Raw genomic sequence first — 16,318 nt, 5'->3', positions numbered from 1 at the left:
AAAAGATTAAAACCAATAAGACATGTCAATACTTCAACTAATTTAAAATCAGGAGTTCGATTCTCCTATGGGCTACCATTAAACTCTTAAAGCTTGTAGATACTAGCTTTAAGAGTTTTTTTATTTTGCTTAAAAAGCGTTGATAATATAATTTTTACACAATTTTCACACTATAAATTTTATAGGATACTTAAAATATCGACTGATTTTCTTTTGAGGCTATTCTTCATACGGTATATGAAGATAGTAAGTTTTAAGCAAGAAGCTTAGGGCGCTTTTGGATAAATTCCTTCAAAATAACAACATTTTAATTTTGATAAGAATTTATTATATAAAATTTACTTTATTTATAAAATATAAGGAAAAATGTAGAAATATTTTCCTTGAAATTGAAAATTATGTAGTTATATAATAGAACTATAGTAATTTTAAGGGGGAAATATAAATGAAAAAGAAAATTAGTTTAGTTTTAAGTATTATTTTAGCATTTACTTTTTTTAGTTTTTTAAATCCAACGAGTGCTAGAGCAGAGAATAAGGATGTTGTAGTTGGAGAAAAGAATCTAAATAGTACGAATCTTGGAGATCAACTTTTACAGCCTGAAAAGGGATGGAAAAGATATGATGACAGTAATATAAATATAAATTATATAGGGAACTGGAAAAAATTTAACCATGAAAGTTTATATAATAAATCAAGTAATGAAAGTGATACATCAAAAACTAATAAAGTAAAATTCAAATTTTCAGGTAATAAATTTAGAATAATAAGTTGGAATAGCAATACAGATTCTAATATATCTTCTGAAGCTAAAATAAATATTGATAATGAGAAAAGTGGTAAGATTAATTTCAAAGTTGGAACAGTAATACAAGGCTCAGTCTTAGTTTATCAAAATTTAGAATTAGATAATAAAGAACATATAGTAGAGATTATAAATGAAAGTAATAAATATATATCTATAGACGCAATAGATATAGATGAAAATGGAGAGTTAAAACCATATGTAGATTCAATAACATTAGATAAAACATCAATAAGTGTTATTGCAGGAAAAACAGAGTCACTAACAGCAATGGTAAAACCAGATGATGCAACAAATAAGGAAATTGAATGGTCATCAAGTGATAAAGATATTGCTGAATACAAAGATGGAAAAGTAGTAGCAGGTAAAAAAATAGGACATGCGACAATAACTGCTAAAGTTAAAGGTATTGATTTAAAAGCAACTTGTGAAGTTAATGTAACAGAAGATAGAAACAAAGCAATATTAGCTATAACAATGGTAAATGGAATAACTAAAGAATATGATGTATCAGCAGACGAAGCAGCTGCTTTTGAAAAGTGGTTCGATTCAAGCAATGGGAAGGGACAACTTAGATATGGATTCAATAAAAAAATAAATCCTTATAAGCAAGTTAAAGAATATGTTGTATTTGATAAAATAGCTTCATTTGAAATTAGGTCATATGAAGCAGATAAATAAATTAAGTAAGGTATTAAGAGCATCTATAAAGGTGCTCTTTTGTATTTTTAAATTATAGTTTTAGAGAGAAATTTTATGAATTTATGTTAAATTATCTTAATAATCCAAATAAAAAGAATTTTCCCTTTTTGTGTACAATATATATAATTGTAAAAAGAATTAATTTCTAAAGGGGGAAATTATTATGAAAAAACTCACAAAATCTTTAGCATTTGTATTTTTACTATTTGCCTTACTAACTGGATATAGCGTTCAAGCATTTGCTAGTACAAGCTCCTATAAAAATACAATAGATTCTTTCAATGTAACCACAAATTCAAAGTACCAACCATCTGGTGGTAATACGTACTGTAACATCTTTGCTCAAGATGTTATGAAAAAATTAAGTACTCCATTACCTAATGGTACATGTTCTACTATGCTTAATGCATTGTCAGGTAACAAAAATCCTCATTGGAAGTCTATTACTGCAACTCAAGCTCAAAGTCGTGCCAATAACGGTTATAGCACTATTGGCATAACTAGTGACCATATAGTTGTAGTTTACCCTCATGGTAATACTGCTTCTACTGTAAAGGATGTTTATATGTCTATGGCTGGTTATAAATGTTTTAATGACACAAAGATAACTTATGCTTGGAAAAGTACCAGATTGTCAGAAGTTAAGTTTTATTCTTATTATTAAATTTTAAAATATATAATAAATAAAAAGTTTAATAAAAACAAGACATGGCAATACTTCAATTAAGAGGTGTTGCTATGTCTTTTATAATTACAAAAAAAATTCATATAATTGCTTTAATAATAGCTTGTGTAATAACAATATTATGGATTGACAGTATAATGGAATTTAATAATAATATCACAAATCAATACGGTGAATCAAAATATTATTTAATTATAGTATTAGCTACAATTATTAATACAATAGTTCATGAATTGTTACATGGTTTAGCTTATTCAATATTTGGTGGTAAGTTCAAAATAGGATTTAAAGGTATATATGCATATACACAAGAAACTACAGGAAGAAAATTTTCAGTAACGCAGTTTGCTATTATATTATTAGCTCCAGTAATGATAATATCCATATTTTCTTTATTAATGCCATTAACAGGAGGATTAGTATTCTTTATAAATTTAATTGGTAGTACTGGGGATTTAATTATGGCTTTTTGGTTAATTAGAGTAAAGAAAAGCTCATTAATAATAGATACTGATAAAGGTTTTGATGTAATAGAAGATAATATTATTTTTGATAAGAGGTAATTTTGTATTTCTGAATAACGTATCTTTTTGCATTAAGTTTAGGAATTTCTGTTCAAAATTACAGAATAAACTCGTTAATGCTAATATTTTCATAGGCTATTATTTACTAATGTTGGTTAAGCTAATATTGTAAAAGAAAAAGTGCTATTTAAAGGAGGAAAATAAATATGGCTTCAAGCAATAAGAAATTAGTACCAGAAGCAAAAAAAGGTTTAAACAGATTAAAAAATGAAGTTGCGTCAGAAGTTGGAATGGAAGATTATGAGCACCGAGATAAAGGAGAAATTTCTTCAAGACAAAATGGAAGTATTGGTGGAGAAATGGTAAGAAGAATGGTACAAAGTTATCAAGAAAGTCTTATAAATAGGTAATTAGAAAAAATAAGATTTAGAGGAGTTAGTATTATGTTTAAAGGTAATAAAGAAGAAGAAAATAAACAAAAAATCAATATTGGAACTAAGAGAACAAATAATAGTAAGTATCAAGAAAAAAACAAAAAACCTAAAAATAAATAATCGAACATATAAGAATGATTTAATAATTTCTAAAGAATTAAATGAAAAATAAGCCACTTAATGAAAATAAGCGGTTTATTTTTACTAATTTTAATACATAATATTAATTTTATTTAAAAAAAAGTATTTAATTACAAATTAAAGTGTTGTATAATATAATATACAAATATTCATATTATTTACATTAATGGGGATGGGGGTGTATTTTTAATAAGAGTAAATGTTGGGTTTGGGAGATAAAAATATAAATAAGGGGTTAGTGTGTATGAAAAAATCGAATAATGTTTTTTACTTAAAAAATACGAGAAGATACAGGTTTCTCAGAGTAATTAAACTTATATTAAGAGAAACTTCAAAAATGAGAGAGAAGGTTGTTAGATAAAAATGAGAACTTGTAACGAAGAAGAATTTTATATAAGGGCATATCAGCGTTAGAGAAATTTGTTGATATGCCTTTATAATATTTTTAATTATGAAGTTTTATATTAACTATTTCAGAACGACTACCTATTCTTATAGGTGGCCCCCAGGTACCGTAGCCTGAAGATACTACTATATTAAAGTTGTTTTTCTTTTTATAGCCGTAATCTATTTCAAAAATATTTTTTGTTATAAGGTTAAAAGGTGCTATTTGGCCTTTATGGGTATGACCAGAAACTTGTAAATCTATATTTGTATCTTCACTTTCATTCATACTACTAGGATTATGATCAATTACTATTACTGGCTTATTATTATCTATAGTTTTAATTATATCTTTCAAATTTTTTCTTTTATCTTTAATCCTGCTAATAGATATATCATCTCTACCAACTATATAAAAACTATCATTAATAAGTTTATAATCATCTCTTAAAACAGTAATTCTTTCGTTTTTTAATAAAGAAGATAACTCTTCAACTTTATTGTCAAAAATATCATGATTTCCTAAAGCAAAAAATATACCATATTTACTTTTTATTTTACCTAATTCAGAAGCCATATTGTTTTCAGAAAATGGTTTAAGAGAACTATCTATTAAATCACCAGCAATTAATACTATATCAGGATTTAAGCTGTTTATTTTAGAAACCATATTTTTAAGTCTATAATTGCCAATAATATCACCAAGATGTATATCAGATACTAACACTATATTAAGTTCTTTTTCTTTAATTTGTTTATTTATTTTTATATTATAGTCTTTAACATAAGAATTATTTGCATTAAAATTACCTACGCTTATTAAAGCTAAGATTACAACAACAAGTAATATACTAAATATTAAGTTGTTACTTTTAAGTTTTGGGAAAAAATTTAGTTTTCTATTTAGAATTAAAAAAATATCTGTAATAGCAAAAATTATTAAAAGGTAAATAGATATAGCCATATAATAAATTCCAATATACATAAGTGGACTAGATAATGCTTTTGGAAAATATTTATTTAGTAATGAATAAATTATATAAGAAAAAGCTATTAACCAAAATAAAGTCCAAAAAATTTTACTGTTTATTTTATAAATATTTGATATTCTTAAAAAAATACGTTTTCCCATATAATAATTTAATGATATAAAAGTTATAAATATTAATATCAGAATGCATATATTTTCAAATGTATTCATAAAGCCCTCCTATATTTAATATATAAATTAATTATAAACTAATTATTCTATTGATGAAATAATAAACACAATTAATTATTAAGTGTTATCATTTAATAATATTTAATGAGATATTTATTAATTTAAATTAGTAAAAGCATTTTTTTATAGGTGGCTTCATTAAAGTAAATTTATATTAATTAATTTTAATAGAAATATTTTTATAGAGTAAGTTCAACTAAAGGCCTAATGCCTTAAGTTAAGAGTTAGAGTAGCACTTAATTTGCTCATAAATAATATAAATGTTATAATTACCTAAACTAAAAATTATGGGAGTGATTATTCAAGATGGATAAATATTTATTAAAAGTACATAGAGTAAATAAGGAAGCAACATTACCTTGCTATGCTAATCCTGGTGATGCTGGTTTAGATTTATATTCAGTAGAGGAAGTTATAATAAATCCTACCGAGACTAAGCTTATAAAAACAGGTATAAGAATAGAACTTCCTCCATATACAGAGGCTCAAGTAAGACCTAGAAGTGGACTTGCATTAAAACATTCTATAACTGTTTTAAATACTCCAGGAACTATAGATGAAGGCTATAGAGGAGAAGTTGGTATTATTTTAATAAATCATGGAAAAGAATCTTTTAAGGTTGAAAAAGGCATGAAAATAGCTCAAATGATAGTAAATAGAGTAGTCCCAGTAGAAGTTAAAGAGGTAGAAGAACTTTCAAATACAGTAAGAGGTGAAGGTGGATTTGGATCTACAGGAATGTAAAAATTATTAAAATTTTAATTTAAAGTTTTAATTTTTAATAATTTGTGTCTTACAATATTGTAATGTTAATGACTTTGAAACAATTATAAAGTATAATTAATACTAAGGGGAAAATTAATTATATTAGGGGAGTGGAAATGTGTTAACTGCTAAATATATATTAAAGACACAAGTTTTATCATTAATGTTTGCAGTTTTTGCTGAAATTTTTATAAGCATTATAATTTGTACAAGATGTTTAACAAATAGAAATGTAACATTAGTTTTAATATTTTTGTTACCAATGGTACTTTTAATTGTATATACTTATGTAAGTTATAAAAAGTTAGATGGTTATTTAAGAACGTCTATGCTTATTATATTTCCTAATTTTATTTATTTAATTTTGATAAATAAAATTATAGCACTGATTTATTTGGGAAGTACACATAATTTTCATCATGGTACAAGGTTTTATTTAATAGCTATGCTTCTTATACTTATAACTTGGATTAATGTTATACTAGGAGTCTTTATAGGTACAAATTTAAAAATAAATAAGATAAATAAAATAGATAAAATAAATAGAAATGTCTAGTAACAAAATGTTTGTCGTTACTAGACATTTTTTATTTAGATTTTTTTATTATTTTTGTAATTTATCGTGAGAAAAATCTATTGACAATTAATTGGATAACTCTTCCCAAGCTTCATAAAGAGAATCTATTTCTAATTGAAGTTTAGATATAGATTTATTTACAGCTTCGCTTTTAGTAGGATTTGAATATACTTCTTCAAGACAAAGTTGCTCTTGAAGAGATATCATTTCTTCTTCTTTATCCGAAATTTCTTTTTCTATATTTTTTAATTTAAGAGTAAGAGCCTTAGCTTCTTTTTCAGCTTCTTTTTTCTTTCTTCTTTCATCTTTAATTTGAGTTTTAGTTTTACCTTGAACATCTTCTTCTAGTCCTTCATATCTACTAGGATTTTTTTTCTTTTCAGAGTAATAATTATAATTACCTAGGTATGTATTTATACCATTCTCTTCAAGTTCATATATTTTAGATATAACTTTATTTAAAAAATATCTATCGTGAGATATAACCATTAAAGTACCGTCATAGCTTAATATAGCATCTTCTAAAGCTTCTCTAGACATAATATCTAAGTGATTAGTAGGTTCGTCTAAAAGAAGAAAATTTGATTTAGATAACATTAATTTTAGTAAGTTTATTCTACATTTTTCTCCACCACTTAGAAGTGATATTTTTTTAAATACATCATCACCAGTAAATAAGAAAGCAGCTAAAGCAGTTCTTACTTGTGTAGTTGTCATGTCAGGAAAACTGTCCCAAATTTCGTCTATTATAGTTTTTTCAAAATCCAAATCAGATTGTTCTTGATCATAGTAACCTAAAAATACATTTTTACCTAAGATGCTTATCCCATTATCAGCTTTTACTGTTTCCATTATTATTTTAAATAGAGTAGTTTTTCCTCTACCATTTTCACCTATTAATGCAATTTTTTCGCCTCTTTTTAAATCAAGATTTACATTATTGAATAGGATTTTTTCACCATAAGCTTTAGACAGATTTTCAGCATGAAGTACATCATTGCCTGACTTTATAAGAGTTTCAAATTTTATTCTAGAAGCCATGGCTTCTTTTACTGGTGCATCTAATCTTTCAATTTTAGCTAATGCTTTTTCTCGACTTTCAGCGGCCTTAATACTTTTTTCTCTATTGAAAGAACGAAACTTTTCTATTATATCCTCTTGTCTTTTTATTTCAGTCTGTTGAAGATTATAAGCCTTAAGTTGAGCCTCCATAGCTTTTTCACGAAGCTCTAAAAATTTTGTATAGCTTGCATTATAACAATTAACACTACCACCTATAAGTTCGAAGGTTTGGGTTGTAACAGAATCTAAGAAAAATCTATCATGGGATATTAAAATAACAGTACCTTTATAAGCCTTTAAATAGTCTTCAAGCCATTCAATTGCTGATAAATCAAGATGATTTGTAGGTTCATCCAAAAGTAATATATCAGGTTTTATAAGCAAAAGCTTACAAAGGGCAACACGAGTTTTTTGTCCTCCACTTAAGGTTATTATATCTTTATCAAAATCATTTTCAAAGAAACCAAGACCTTTTAAGACTCTAGAAATCTCAGCTTTATAAGTATAACCACCTCTATTTTCATAAAGTTCTTGATTTAAGGTATAGTTTTGTATCAATCTTTCATGGTATTCAGCATTGTTAGGATCATAAGGTTCATTAAGCTTCTCTTCCATATTTTTTAAAGTTTCTTCTAATGAAAGTAAATCACTAAATACTTTAAGCATCTCGCCGTATATAGTAGAATCACTATCTAAAGATAAATGTTGTGATAAATACCCAAGAGTTTTATTTTTATCTATGAATAATTCTCCTGAGTCACTAGAAAGATCTTTAGTTAAGATTCTAAAAAGTGTAGATTTTCCTTCTCCGTTAGCTCCTATAAGTCCAACTTTATCGCCTTCATTTACATTGAATGTAACACCTTTTAAAATTTCATCTATTCCAAAGCTTTTTGTTATATTTTTTGCGCTTAAAACTATCATATTAAAAACTCCTTTGTATATTCACTATGTTAAACTATACTCTATTATACTATAAAAAGGCTTTGTATGAAATGAAAAGAGCCTATGTTTTAAGGAATAAACATAGGCAAGATTATTATTAAACACCATCTTTAACTATTATATTGGTAAAAGTAGGGGTTTCATTTATCATTCCAATAGAATATATTGTATAAAAAGTTCCAAGTTCTAGTTTTGTATTAGGTAAGGTGCTTTTAAAACCAGTAGCATTAGAAGGATAAATTAGAAATTCATAAATACCGGCTGAGATTGGTCTATAACCAGTTTCTTCTTTATACTCTACATACTTAAATAATCTACGATTAGGGAATATACCTAAATCAAGCAAAGGAGCATTAGGAGAAAATTGAATATATCTCAAGAATGAAATGCTAGGATTTAAAGATCCCATGCCATCTTGGATTAATTGAAGTTCAATATTAGAATCAGGGTTAATAAAGGCTAGAGTTTGATAATTATTTGGGTATGTGTCTATAGCAGCATTTAGTATAGGGTTTTCTTTAGTACCAGCTTTGTAAACTGTTAATGTACTCTCTCCAGGGGTTACTGATATATAATTAGATACTTCTCCAAAATGTAAATTTTCATATGTTAGCGTATTATTAATATAGATATCTATTTCTACATCGCTTGGGATTGCATGTAAAAATCTTAAGTTACTATTTAAGTATGGAAGAGGGGGTCTAAAAAGAGCTAATTTAGTAGAGTTTAAATCATTAAAATACATAGTTACCTCCAAAATTTTAATATATATTTTAATATTATGAATAAGTGTAAGCTTTATAGAACAATAATAGCTGGAAATGAATATTATATAATTGGAGGTGGAGCGCTAAGATGGATAGAGATGTTAATTATAGAGATTTATTTATTGGATTAGATAATCCTGTTAAACTTAAAAATGGAAAAAGTACAATTCCTATAAACTTTGATAATGGAGCAACCACTCCACCGTTTAAAATGGTTGGAGAATACATTGAAAATTTTATACCTTATTATAGTTCTGTTGGTAGGGGCAAAGGACAAAAGGCTAAGATATGCACTGAGTTCTATGAAAAGTCTAGGGGAAAAGTTTTAAGATTTTTGAATGTTAAAAATATAAATAAGTATGAAGTTATGTATGTCAAGAATACTACAGAGGGCATTAATTTGTTAAGTAATATTTTATGGACATCAGAAGATGATGTGGTTTTATCAACTAGAATGGAACATCATTCAAATGATTTACCTTGGAGAAATAAATGGAAAATAGATTATGTTGAGGTGGGGAATGATGGAAGTATTGATGTTACTGAAATAGAAAAAAAGTTGATAGAATATGACGGCAAAATTAAGTATGTAACAATAACAGGATCTTCTAATGTTACAGGTTATGTCAATCCTATAAATGAAATAGCTAAGATAGCTCATAAGTATGATGCTAAGATAATTGTAGATGCGGCTCAGCTTGTGGCGCATAGAGTGATATTTTTAGAAGGAAAAGAAAATGATGATTATATAGATTTTATAGTGTTTTCTGCCCATAAGATGTATGCACCTTTTGGAATAGGGGTAGTTGCAGGAAGAAAAGAAAATTTATCAAATGTTCCTCCTTTTATGACAGGTGGTGGAACTGTAGATATAGTTTTAGATAATGAAGTTTATTACACAGAATGTCCTTATAAAGAAGAAGCTGGAACTCAAAATCTTATTGGTGTAGTAGCACTATTAGCAGGAATAAGACAACTAGAATTGATAGGTTTTAAAAATATTGAGAATCATGAAGAAGTTTTAAAAAATTACTTAATGAGTGGAATAAGTAATATAAGAGGAATAAAGCTTTATGGAAATAATATAGAAAAAGATAAACTGTGTGTAATATCATTTAATTCACAAAAGTTATGGCATGAATCACTTGCTATAGCTCTTGCTGATATACGAGGGATAGCTGTTAGAGATGGCTGTTTTTGTGCTCAGCCATATGTAAAGAGATTATTAAGTATCAGTGATCAGGCATCATATAGATATTTAGTACAGGATAGGACTCTAAGACCTGGCATGGTTCGTACAAGTCTTGGACTTTACAATAGTATAGAAGAAATAGATGAGTTTTTAAACACATTAGAATATATACAAAATCATAAGTGACATTCTAAATTTTAGATTTAGTTAATGTAACTTACTAATATGAACGATAGTGAATAGGAGTTTCATTTAAGTAAGAATCCAAATTTTTAATTTGGTTATTCGAACTTATTTCTATGAATGATAATGAATAAGAGTTTCATTTAAATAAAATGAGAGTATATGAATAAAATTATTATATACTCTCATTTTATTATATATATTATATCTTAGAAAGCTTAAATTTATACAAGATTTTAGTAAAGAACATATTCTTATCTGCTAAAAACTTTGTATTTTGGTAATAGATCCTCAGTATCTAACAGTACATTATCAGCTATTAAAGGTCGCAAATAATTTATAGCTTCGACTGTTATATGGTTTCCTTTTTTATTTATCCATTCCTTAGGAAAATGTTTAATTTTATTAGCTATTTCATTAGCATCTACAAGTACAGTTGAACTTTTGTAAGGGGAATTAGTTTCTCTTTTAATACTTACCATATACCCTGATTTTCCTTCTGCGGCAGCTCTAATAGCAGCTGCACCTACCATTATAGCTTCATCTAAATCAGTTTTTGAAGCACAATGCATAGCACATCTTTGCATAACACCTAATTCTAATGCTTTAACTCTTTTAGTTATACCAGCATCCATTATTAAATTTTTTAAATATTCACCTACACCACCTAATTGAGCATGTCCAAACTTATCGTGGGCAGAATAAGCGCTTTGTGTTATAAATTTACCAGTACAATCTCTAAGACCTTCAGAGGCAACTATGTATACATGATTTTTTTCTTTAAAGGTTTTTCTAACATCGTTTAAAAAATCAGTGATTGAGAATTCACTTTCTGGTAAGTAAATAAAATCAGCGCAAGGCTTGCCATTAATTTGGGCAAGAGCAGCAGAAGCAGCTAACCATCCTGTATCACGTCCCATAGCTTCAATTATAAAGATGCCATTATCCATATAAACTGTAGAGTCTAAATATGTTTCTAAAGTTGCAGTAGCTATAAATTTAGCTGCACTACCAAAACCAGGAGTATGGTCAGTTAGTACAAGATCATTATCAATAGTTTTAGGGATACCTATAAACTTAATATCTAAATTCTTCTTTTTAGCATATTTACTAAGTTTGGCAGTGGTATCCATAGAGTCATTTCCACCTACATAGAAGAATGCTTTTATATCAAGTTCTTTTAATATTTTTATAAGTTTTATATATTCATATTCATTTTCACTAAAATCTTTTAATTTATATCTACAAGAGCCAAGTCCAGAAGATGGTGTATTCTTGAATGCTTCTAATTCATCCTTGTTCATAGAAGAAAGATTAATTATTTTTTTTTCTAATATTCCTTGAATTCCATTTAAACCACCATAAACATTATCAAAAACTTCAAGATTAAAGTTTTCTTTTACTAGTCCATACACGCTAGCATTTATAACTGAAGTTGGACCACCTGATTGAGCTATTATACAATTCATTAATATTATCTCCTTTATGTATCAAATAAATTAATTTTATAGAAAAATATAAGAATAATTAACTTATACAATCTAAATGTGTTATACAATTTAAAATAAAGTGTATTACATTTAATAATATACATTAAAAAAGAAGTAAAATAAAGTACTTTTTTTTACTTTTAATATAGTCGGAATTTTCTTTTAATTTAAAATTTAAAAATTTCTTAAATAATACTGGTTTTATTTAAGAATTTTGATAAAATAAATAGGTTAGTATAATTAATATATTATGTTAATAAAATATATAGTATATAATATTAAATTATTTATATTAGGGGGATAATATGGATATAAAAACCGTAGTTTTAATAGGGATTGCGCTAGCTATGGATGCATCTGCTATAGCCTTAAGTATAGGGTTGAATTGTGCAATTCAAAAAAAGAATAAATTTTTATTTGCATTATCATTTGCTTTTTTTCAATTTCTATTTACATTATTAGGTGCTATAGGAGGGATGCTATTTGAAATTTATATAACATCCATTCCAAATATAATAGGCGGGATAGTAATAGCTATTGTTGGTGTTATGATGATAAAAGAAGGTATGGAGCAAAAAGAAGAATGTATACTTTTAAAGACTAAAATGTATTTTATACTTGGAATCTCTGTAAGTATAGATGCTTTAGTGGTTGGATTTACAGCCTTTAATAGAGTTGGAAACTTAATGAATATAACATTCATATCAGTTATAATAGGTATTATAACTTTAATTTTAAGTTTAACAGCATTTTTTGCTTCTAAATATGCTAGAAAGTTTAGTTTTATTACTAAGTATGCTGATTATATAGGGGGAGCAATACTTATAGTTTTTGGATTTAAAATGATATTTCTTTAAGTGAAATTCTAAATTTTAGATTTAGTTAATGAAACTTATTCATATAGGTGAGATTCTAAATTTTGGATTTAGGTAATCGAATTTACTCATATGAAGGATAGTGAATAGAAGTTTCCGTTAAAAAAGTGTTACTTTAAGCTTTTAGTAACATTTTTTCTTTTTTAATGATATAATAAAAGAAAATATTTATTTGGAGTTAACTATGAGTGATGTAGAATTTTTAAAGAGTAAAGGTATAAAGATTACAAAAGCAAGGCTTGTTATTTATGATATGCTAAAGCAAGCAGATAGCAGCATTACAGCGGATTATATATATGAAAAATGTAAGGAATTAGGTATAGATATAAACCTTTCAACTGTATATAGAAATTTAGAAGCCCTAGAACTTAAGGATATAATTGATAAATTTGATTTAGGGGAAGGAAGAAATTCTTTTGCTATTAAGAAAAATAAACATAAGCATACGTTGGAGTGTAATCTCTGTCATAAAGAAATAGAAGTACCTTGTCCTATGCAACAAATTGAAGAGATGGTTAGAAATCAGACTGGTTTTGTATTAACTGAGCATAAGCTTGTGCTTAAAGGTGTTTGTGAAGAATGTAAAATTAATGATGGTAAGTGTAAAAAAATGACTGAATAAATTATGAATTTGAACCTATAGACTTAATTAGTTTATAGGTTCATTTTTTTTATATTTTATAAGATTAGTTATATAATTTTATATATTTTAAATAATATATAAAACTTTTATATATTTTATACGTTATACTCATTGTAATGGTAAACGAAGGGGGAATTTATGGTGGAGGATTTTGAATTAGTAAAAAAGATAAAATCCGGAGATGTGCAAGCATTTGAAGTTCTTATGAAAAAATATCATAGGCAGGTTTGTAAATTTGTATATACTATAGTTCAAGATAATGAGGCAGTTAAGGATATAAGTCAAGAGACCTTTATAAGTATTTATAATAGTATTTACAGGTTTAAAGAGGAAGGCAGATTTACTACTTGGCTTTTTCAGATAGCAAAAAATAAAAGTATAGATTATTTAAGAAAAAACAAAAGGAATAATATGGAAGGAGAGAATGAACTCTCAAGTAGAGAAAGTCATGAGGAAAGTATAGATAAGATTTTAGAATTTAAAGAAAGAAAAAAATCTGTAGAAGGTTTTATAGGTGGACTAAGTCTTATAAATAGGAAGCTTCTTTATTTAAAATATTATCATCCAGAGCTTACTTTTAAGGATATAGGCGATATATTAGAACTTAAAGAACAAGCTACTAAGAATAGATATTATGATTTGCATAAGAGATATATAAGGTATGAAGAAGAGAGAAAAGGTGGTGATATTTATGAAATGTAAAGAAGTAGAAGTTTTATTATTAGATTTTATAGAAGGTAATATAGCTAGTATAGAAAAACAAGAACTTTTAAAACATCTAGAAGTTTGTGATGATTGTAAGCATATGTATGAGGTTTTAAAGTCAGCGAAACAAGATATAAAGGCTGAATTTGATTCTGATGGATTTGAGTATTTTGATAATACAAAGGAAATTATGAGTAAAGTTGATGTAAATAGATATACAAGTAATAAAAAGAATATACTTAGAAATTTGAAAAAGTATAAAAAGACTTTAATATCTATGGCTGCATTATTAGTTATAGCTTTTATATCAATTAGCTTAATTGTTAAGAACGGAAATTTTATTAATATGGGACAAAGTGTTAAAGAAAATAAAGATGATATTCATTCAGATATTAAAAATAAATGGGATGTAATATATAGTGATAAAGATAATATAATTTTAAGAGATTTTTATAAAATAAAGGCTTACTCTAAAAATAGAGGGGTTTACTTTTCCATAGATTTGAAAAAACAAGGATTAAGTTTAACTACTAAAAATGATTTGATAACTAATGTAAGCAAGGATGGAAAACTTATATATATATTTAATAATAGTGATAAAAGCTCCATGATTGTTGATGTTACTAATAGTAAAATTCATAAATTAGACTCTAAAATTTATAAGGAAGAAATTGAAAAGTTAGATGAATTTGATATAGAAATGTTTGCGAATTCTATAAGATGGTCAGATAATTCAAGATATTTAATTTTTTATAATAGAGAAAATTATATTCTTAAAGAAAAAGATAAATTGGATAGGAAGGAAAATATATATTATATTTTTGATTTGAATAACTTAGATGATATAAAACTTAATGAGATAAAATTAAATTTAACAAATAAAGAAATGGGGCTAACTGAAAAGTTAGGCAAAGTAACTAGAATTACAAACTTTAATGGGAAAACAGTATTTCAAGATAAAAATGGCCTTTTAAATATTAATGAATATTTAGGAGTGAACTCCTTAGATAAAACAAATTTACATGTAACAAACAATGGGGATGCGGTTATAAATAAATATATATATAGAAAAGGTGATTATAATACTAGAGTAGACATAGATGATAAATTTGAAAATATTGGCGATTTAAATAAATATACAACTACTGTTATAGATAATGACATTTATATAGCATTAAATAATTATAAAAAAGATAAAGTAGAAATTTATAAATTAGATGGTGGAAATTTAGATAAATTAATTGAAAAGGAAACTCGTGGTACAGTATTATTCTTAAATGATAAAAATATGAAGTTTAATAGTGATAAGTTATACTTGGAGGAAGAGATAGGAGATAGTAGAAAAAGTATAATATCAATTGAGTTGAAAAGTAAAGAATTAAAGGAAACAGTGCTTATAAGTACATTTAATGAATATGATTTAAAAATAGCAAAGGATGGCACAAAATTTATAGCATATGATGATAGGTTAAATGAATCTTCAGGCTTAATTTTAACAGATGAAGATTATAAAAATCTAGATCTTAAGAATATAGGTAGAGGTAGTTTTATAGATGAAGATACATTAGTGTTTACTCAAAGTAATGATAATGATGATTATGATATATTCAAATTGGTAAGTTACAATATTAAAACTAAAAAGTATTCTACATTATACAATAGTATGAAGGATTCTAAAATTGAATTCAAAACATCAAATGCAGACTATGAGGATGATATTAGATTATTGCTTAAAAATTATTCCCAAAATTTGATCACAGTTAAAGAGGTTATAACAGAAGATAAGTTTAAAGAAAATATAGAATTTTATGATAAGCGTTATAAGGAAAGATTAAATTCGTTTTTAAGTAAAGAAGCATTGGAGTACTTAACTAAGAATAATCATCATTTAGATTATACAGGATGTTCAGCTAAGAATAATATTTATTTAAGTGTATCAGGTGATGATATAGTGAATGAAAAGCTTGTATTTTCTAAAGAAAATACCTTTAAAGAAAAGAAAAACCTTTCTTTAGATTATGTTATTTATATAATGTCTATAAATAGAAAAGAAAATGAAACTCATAATAATTTTTTAAGGGAAACTCAAAAAATAAACTTAATTAAGGTTAATGATAAGTTAATGATAGATAGTATAAAGGTAGATGAACAGAATACTTCAATTAAGTAAATAAATAATATAAGTAAAGGGCTATCTAGAAATTGAGGTTTTAAGAG

Annotated in this window: 15 protein-coding genes; 11 read left to right on the top strand and 4 right to left on the bottom strand. The window is 26.0% G+C overall.

Translation table 11 applies throughout. The features are described 5' to 3' along the window. Positions 1-445 precede the first annotated feature (445 nt). From BUB01_RS02610 to BUB01_RS02595, 4 genes are all read left to right on the top strand, one after another. On the top strand, positions 446-1,486 hold the full coding sequence (locus BUB01_RS02610) for an Ig-like domain-containing protein (protein ID WP_072985016.1): 1,041 nt from the start codon (positions 446-448) through the stop codon (positions 1,484-1,486). 184 nt (positions 1,487-1,670) lie between these two features. Next, entirely contained in the window at positions 1,671-2,171 is a 501-nt protein-coding gene (locus BUB01_RS02605; RefSeq protein WP_084108203.1) for a hypothetical protein, read from the top strand. Between the two features lie 74 nt (positions 2,172-2,245). Then, positions 2,246-2,755 carry a DUF3267 domain-containing protein gene (locus BUB01_RS02600; RefSeq protein ID WP_072985014.1) on the top strand — a complete coding sequence of 170 codons (510 nt, stop codon included), beginning with the start codon at positions 2,246-2,248 and terminating at the stop codon, positions 2,753-2,755. A 167-nt stretch (positions 2,756-2,922) separates the two neighbouring features. Then, positions 2,923-3,126, top strand: a complete 204-nt coding sequence (locus BUB01_RS02595; RefSeq protein WP_072985012.1) for an alpha/beta-type small acid-soluble spore protein — start codon at positions 2,923-2,925, stop codon at positions 3,124-3,126. A gap of 610 nt (positions 3,127-3,736) precedes the next feature. On the opposite strand, the gene BUB01_RS02590 is transcribed toward BUB01_RS02595, so the two are convergent. Further along, positions 3,737-4,876 carry a metallophosphoesterase gene (locus tag BUB01_RS02590; protein WP_072985010.1) on the bottom strand — a complete coding sequence of 380 codons (1,140 nt, stop codon included), beginning with the start codon at positions 4,874-4,876 and terminating at the stop codon, positions 3,737-3,739. A 327-nt stretch (positions 4,877-5,203) separates the two neighbouring features. Here BUB01_RS02590 and dut point away from each other — a divergent pair, with 327 nt between their 5' ends. Further along, positions 5,204-5,641: a dUTP diphosphatase gene (gene dut, locus BUB01_RS02585; RefSeq protein ID WP_072985008.1), complete on the top strand. Its 438-nt coding sequence runs from the start codon at positions 5,204-5,206 to the stop codon at positions 5,639-5,641. A gap of 139 nt (positions 5,642-5,780) precedes the next feature. Beyond that, positions 5,781-6,218: a hypothetical protein gene (locus BUB01_RS02580; protein WP_072985006.1), complete on the top strand. Its 438-nt coding sequence runs from the start codon at positions 5,781-5,783 to the stop codon at positions 6,216-6,218. A gap of 87 nt (positions 6,219-6,305) precedes the next feature. Here BUB01_RS02580 and BUB01_RS02575 read toward each other — a convergent pair whose 3' ends face one another. After that, positions 6,306-8,225 carry an ABC-F family ATP-binding cassette domain-containing protein gene (locus BUB01_RS02575; protein ID WP_072985004.1) on the bottom strand — a complete coding sequence of 640 codons (1,920 nt, stop codon included), beginning with the start codon at positions 8,223-8,225 and terminating at the stop codon, positions 6,306-6,308. 118 nt (positions 8,226-8,343) lie between these two features. Beyond that, the gene (locus BUB01_RS02570) at positions 8,344-8,991 is read right to left on the bottom strand and encodes a DUF4397 domain-containing protein (RefSeq protein WP_072985002.1); all 648 of its coding nucleotides are present in this window, start codon (positions 8,989-8,991) and stop codon (positions 8,344-8,346) included. A 110-nt stretch (positions 8,992-9,101) separates the two neighbouring features. Between BUB01_RS02570 and BUB01_RS02565 the strand changes: the two genes are divergently transcribed. Next, positions 9,102-10,391: an aminotransferase class V-fold PLP-dependent enzyme gene (locus BUB01_RS02565; protein WP_072985000.1), complete on the top strand. Its 1,290-nt coding sequence runs from the start codon at positions 9,102-9,104 to the stop codon at positions 10,389-10,391. A 251-nt stretch (positions 10,392-10,642) separates the two neighbouring features. On the opposite strand, the gene BUB01_RS02560 is transcribed toward BUB01_RS02565, so the two are convergent. Further along, a complete protein-coding gene (locus BUB01_RS02560; protein WP_072984998.1) occupies positions 10,643-11,857 on the bottom strand; it encodes a 6-phosphofructokinase in 1,215 nt (404 codons plus the stop codon). Between the two features lie 326 nt (positions 11,858-12,183). On the opposite strand from BUB01_RS02560, the gene BUB01_RS02555 reads away from it, so the two are divergent. The 4 genes from BUB01_RS02555 to BUB01_RS02540 all read left to right on the top strand — a co-directional run bounded on the left by BUB01_RS02555 (position 12,184) and on the right by BUB01_RS02540 (position 16,271). Further along, positions 12,184-12,735 (top strand): manganese efflux pump MntP, encoded by a 552-nt coding sequence (locus BUB01_RS02555; protein WP_072984996.1) that lies wholly within the window; start codon positions 12,184-12,186, stop codon positions 12,733-12,735. A gap of 202 nt (positions 12,736-12,937) precedes the next feature. Beyond that, complete coding sequence (locus BUB01_RS02550) at positions 12,938-13,375, top strand: Fur family transcriptional regulator (protein WP_072984994.1); 438 nt, start codon at positions 12,938-12,940, stop codon at positions 13,373-13,375. A 159-nt stretch (positions 13,376-13,534) separates the two neighbouring features. Then, positions 13,535-14,098 carry an RNA polymerase sigma factor gene (locus BUB01_RS02545; protein WP_072984992.1) on the top strand — a complete coding sequence of 188 codons (564 nt, stop codon included), beginning with the start codon at positions 13,535-13,537 and terminating at the stop codon, positions 14,096-14,098. Next, positions 14,088-16,271 carry an anti-sigma factor family protein gene (locus BUB01_RS02540; RefSeq protein ID WP_072984990.1) on the top strand — a complete coding sequence of 728 codons (2,184 nt, stop codon included), beginning with the start codon at positions 14,088-14,090 and terminating at the stop codon, positions 16,269-16,271. Before BUB01_RS02545 ends, BUB01_RS02540 begins: the two co-directional genes overlap by 11 nt. The last annotated feature ends 47 nt before the right edge of the window (positions 16,272-16,318 follow it).

The organism is Clostridium cavendishii DSM 21758, assembly GCF_900141845.1.
Classification (GTDB): Bacteria; Bacillota; Clostridia; order Clostridiales; family Clostridiaceae; genus Clostridium_AG; species Clostridium_AG cavendishii.
The sequence above is the reverse complement of the archived record's forward strand: the minus strand, read 5'-3'. Positions and strand labels throughout refer to the sequence as shown.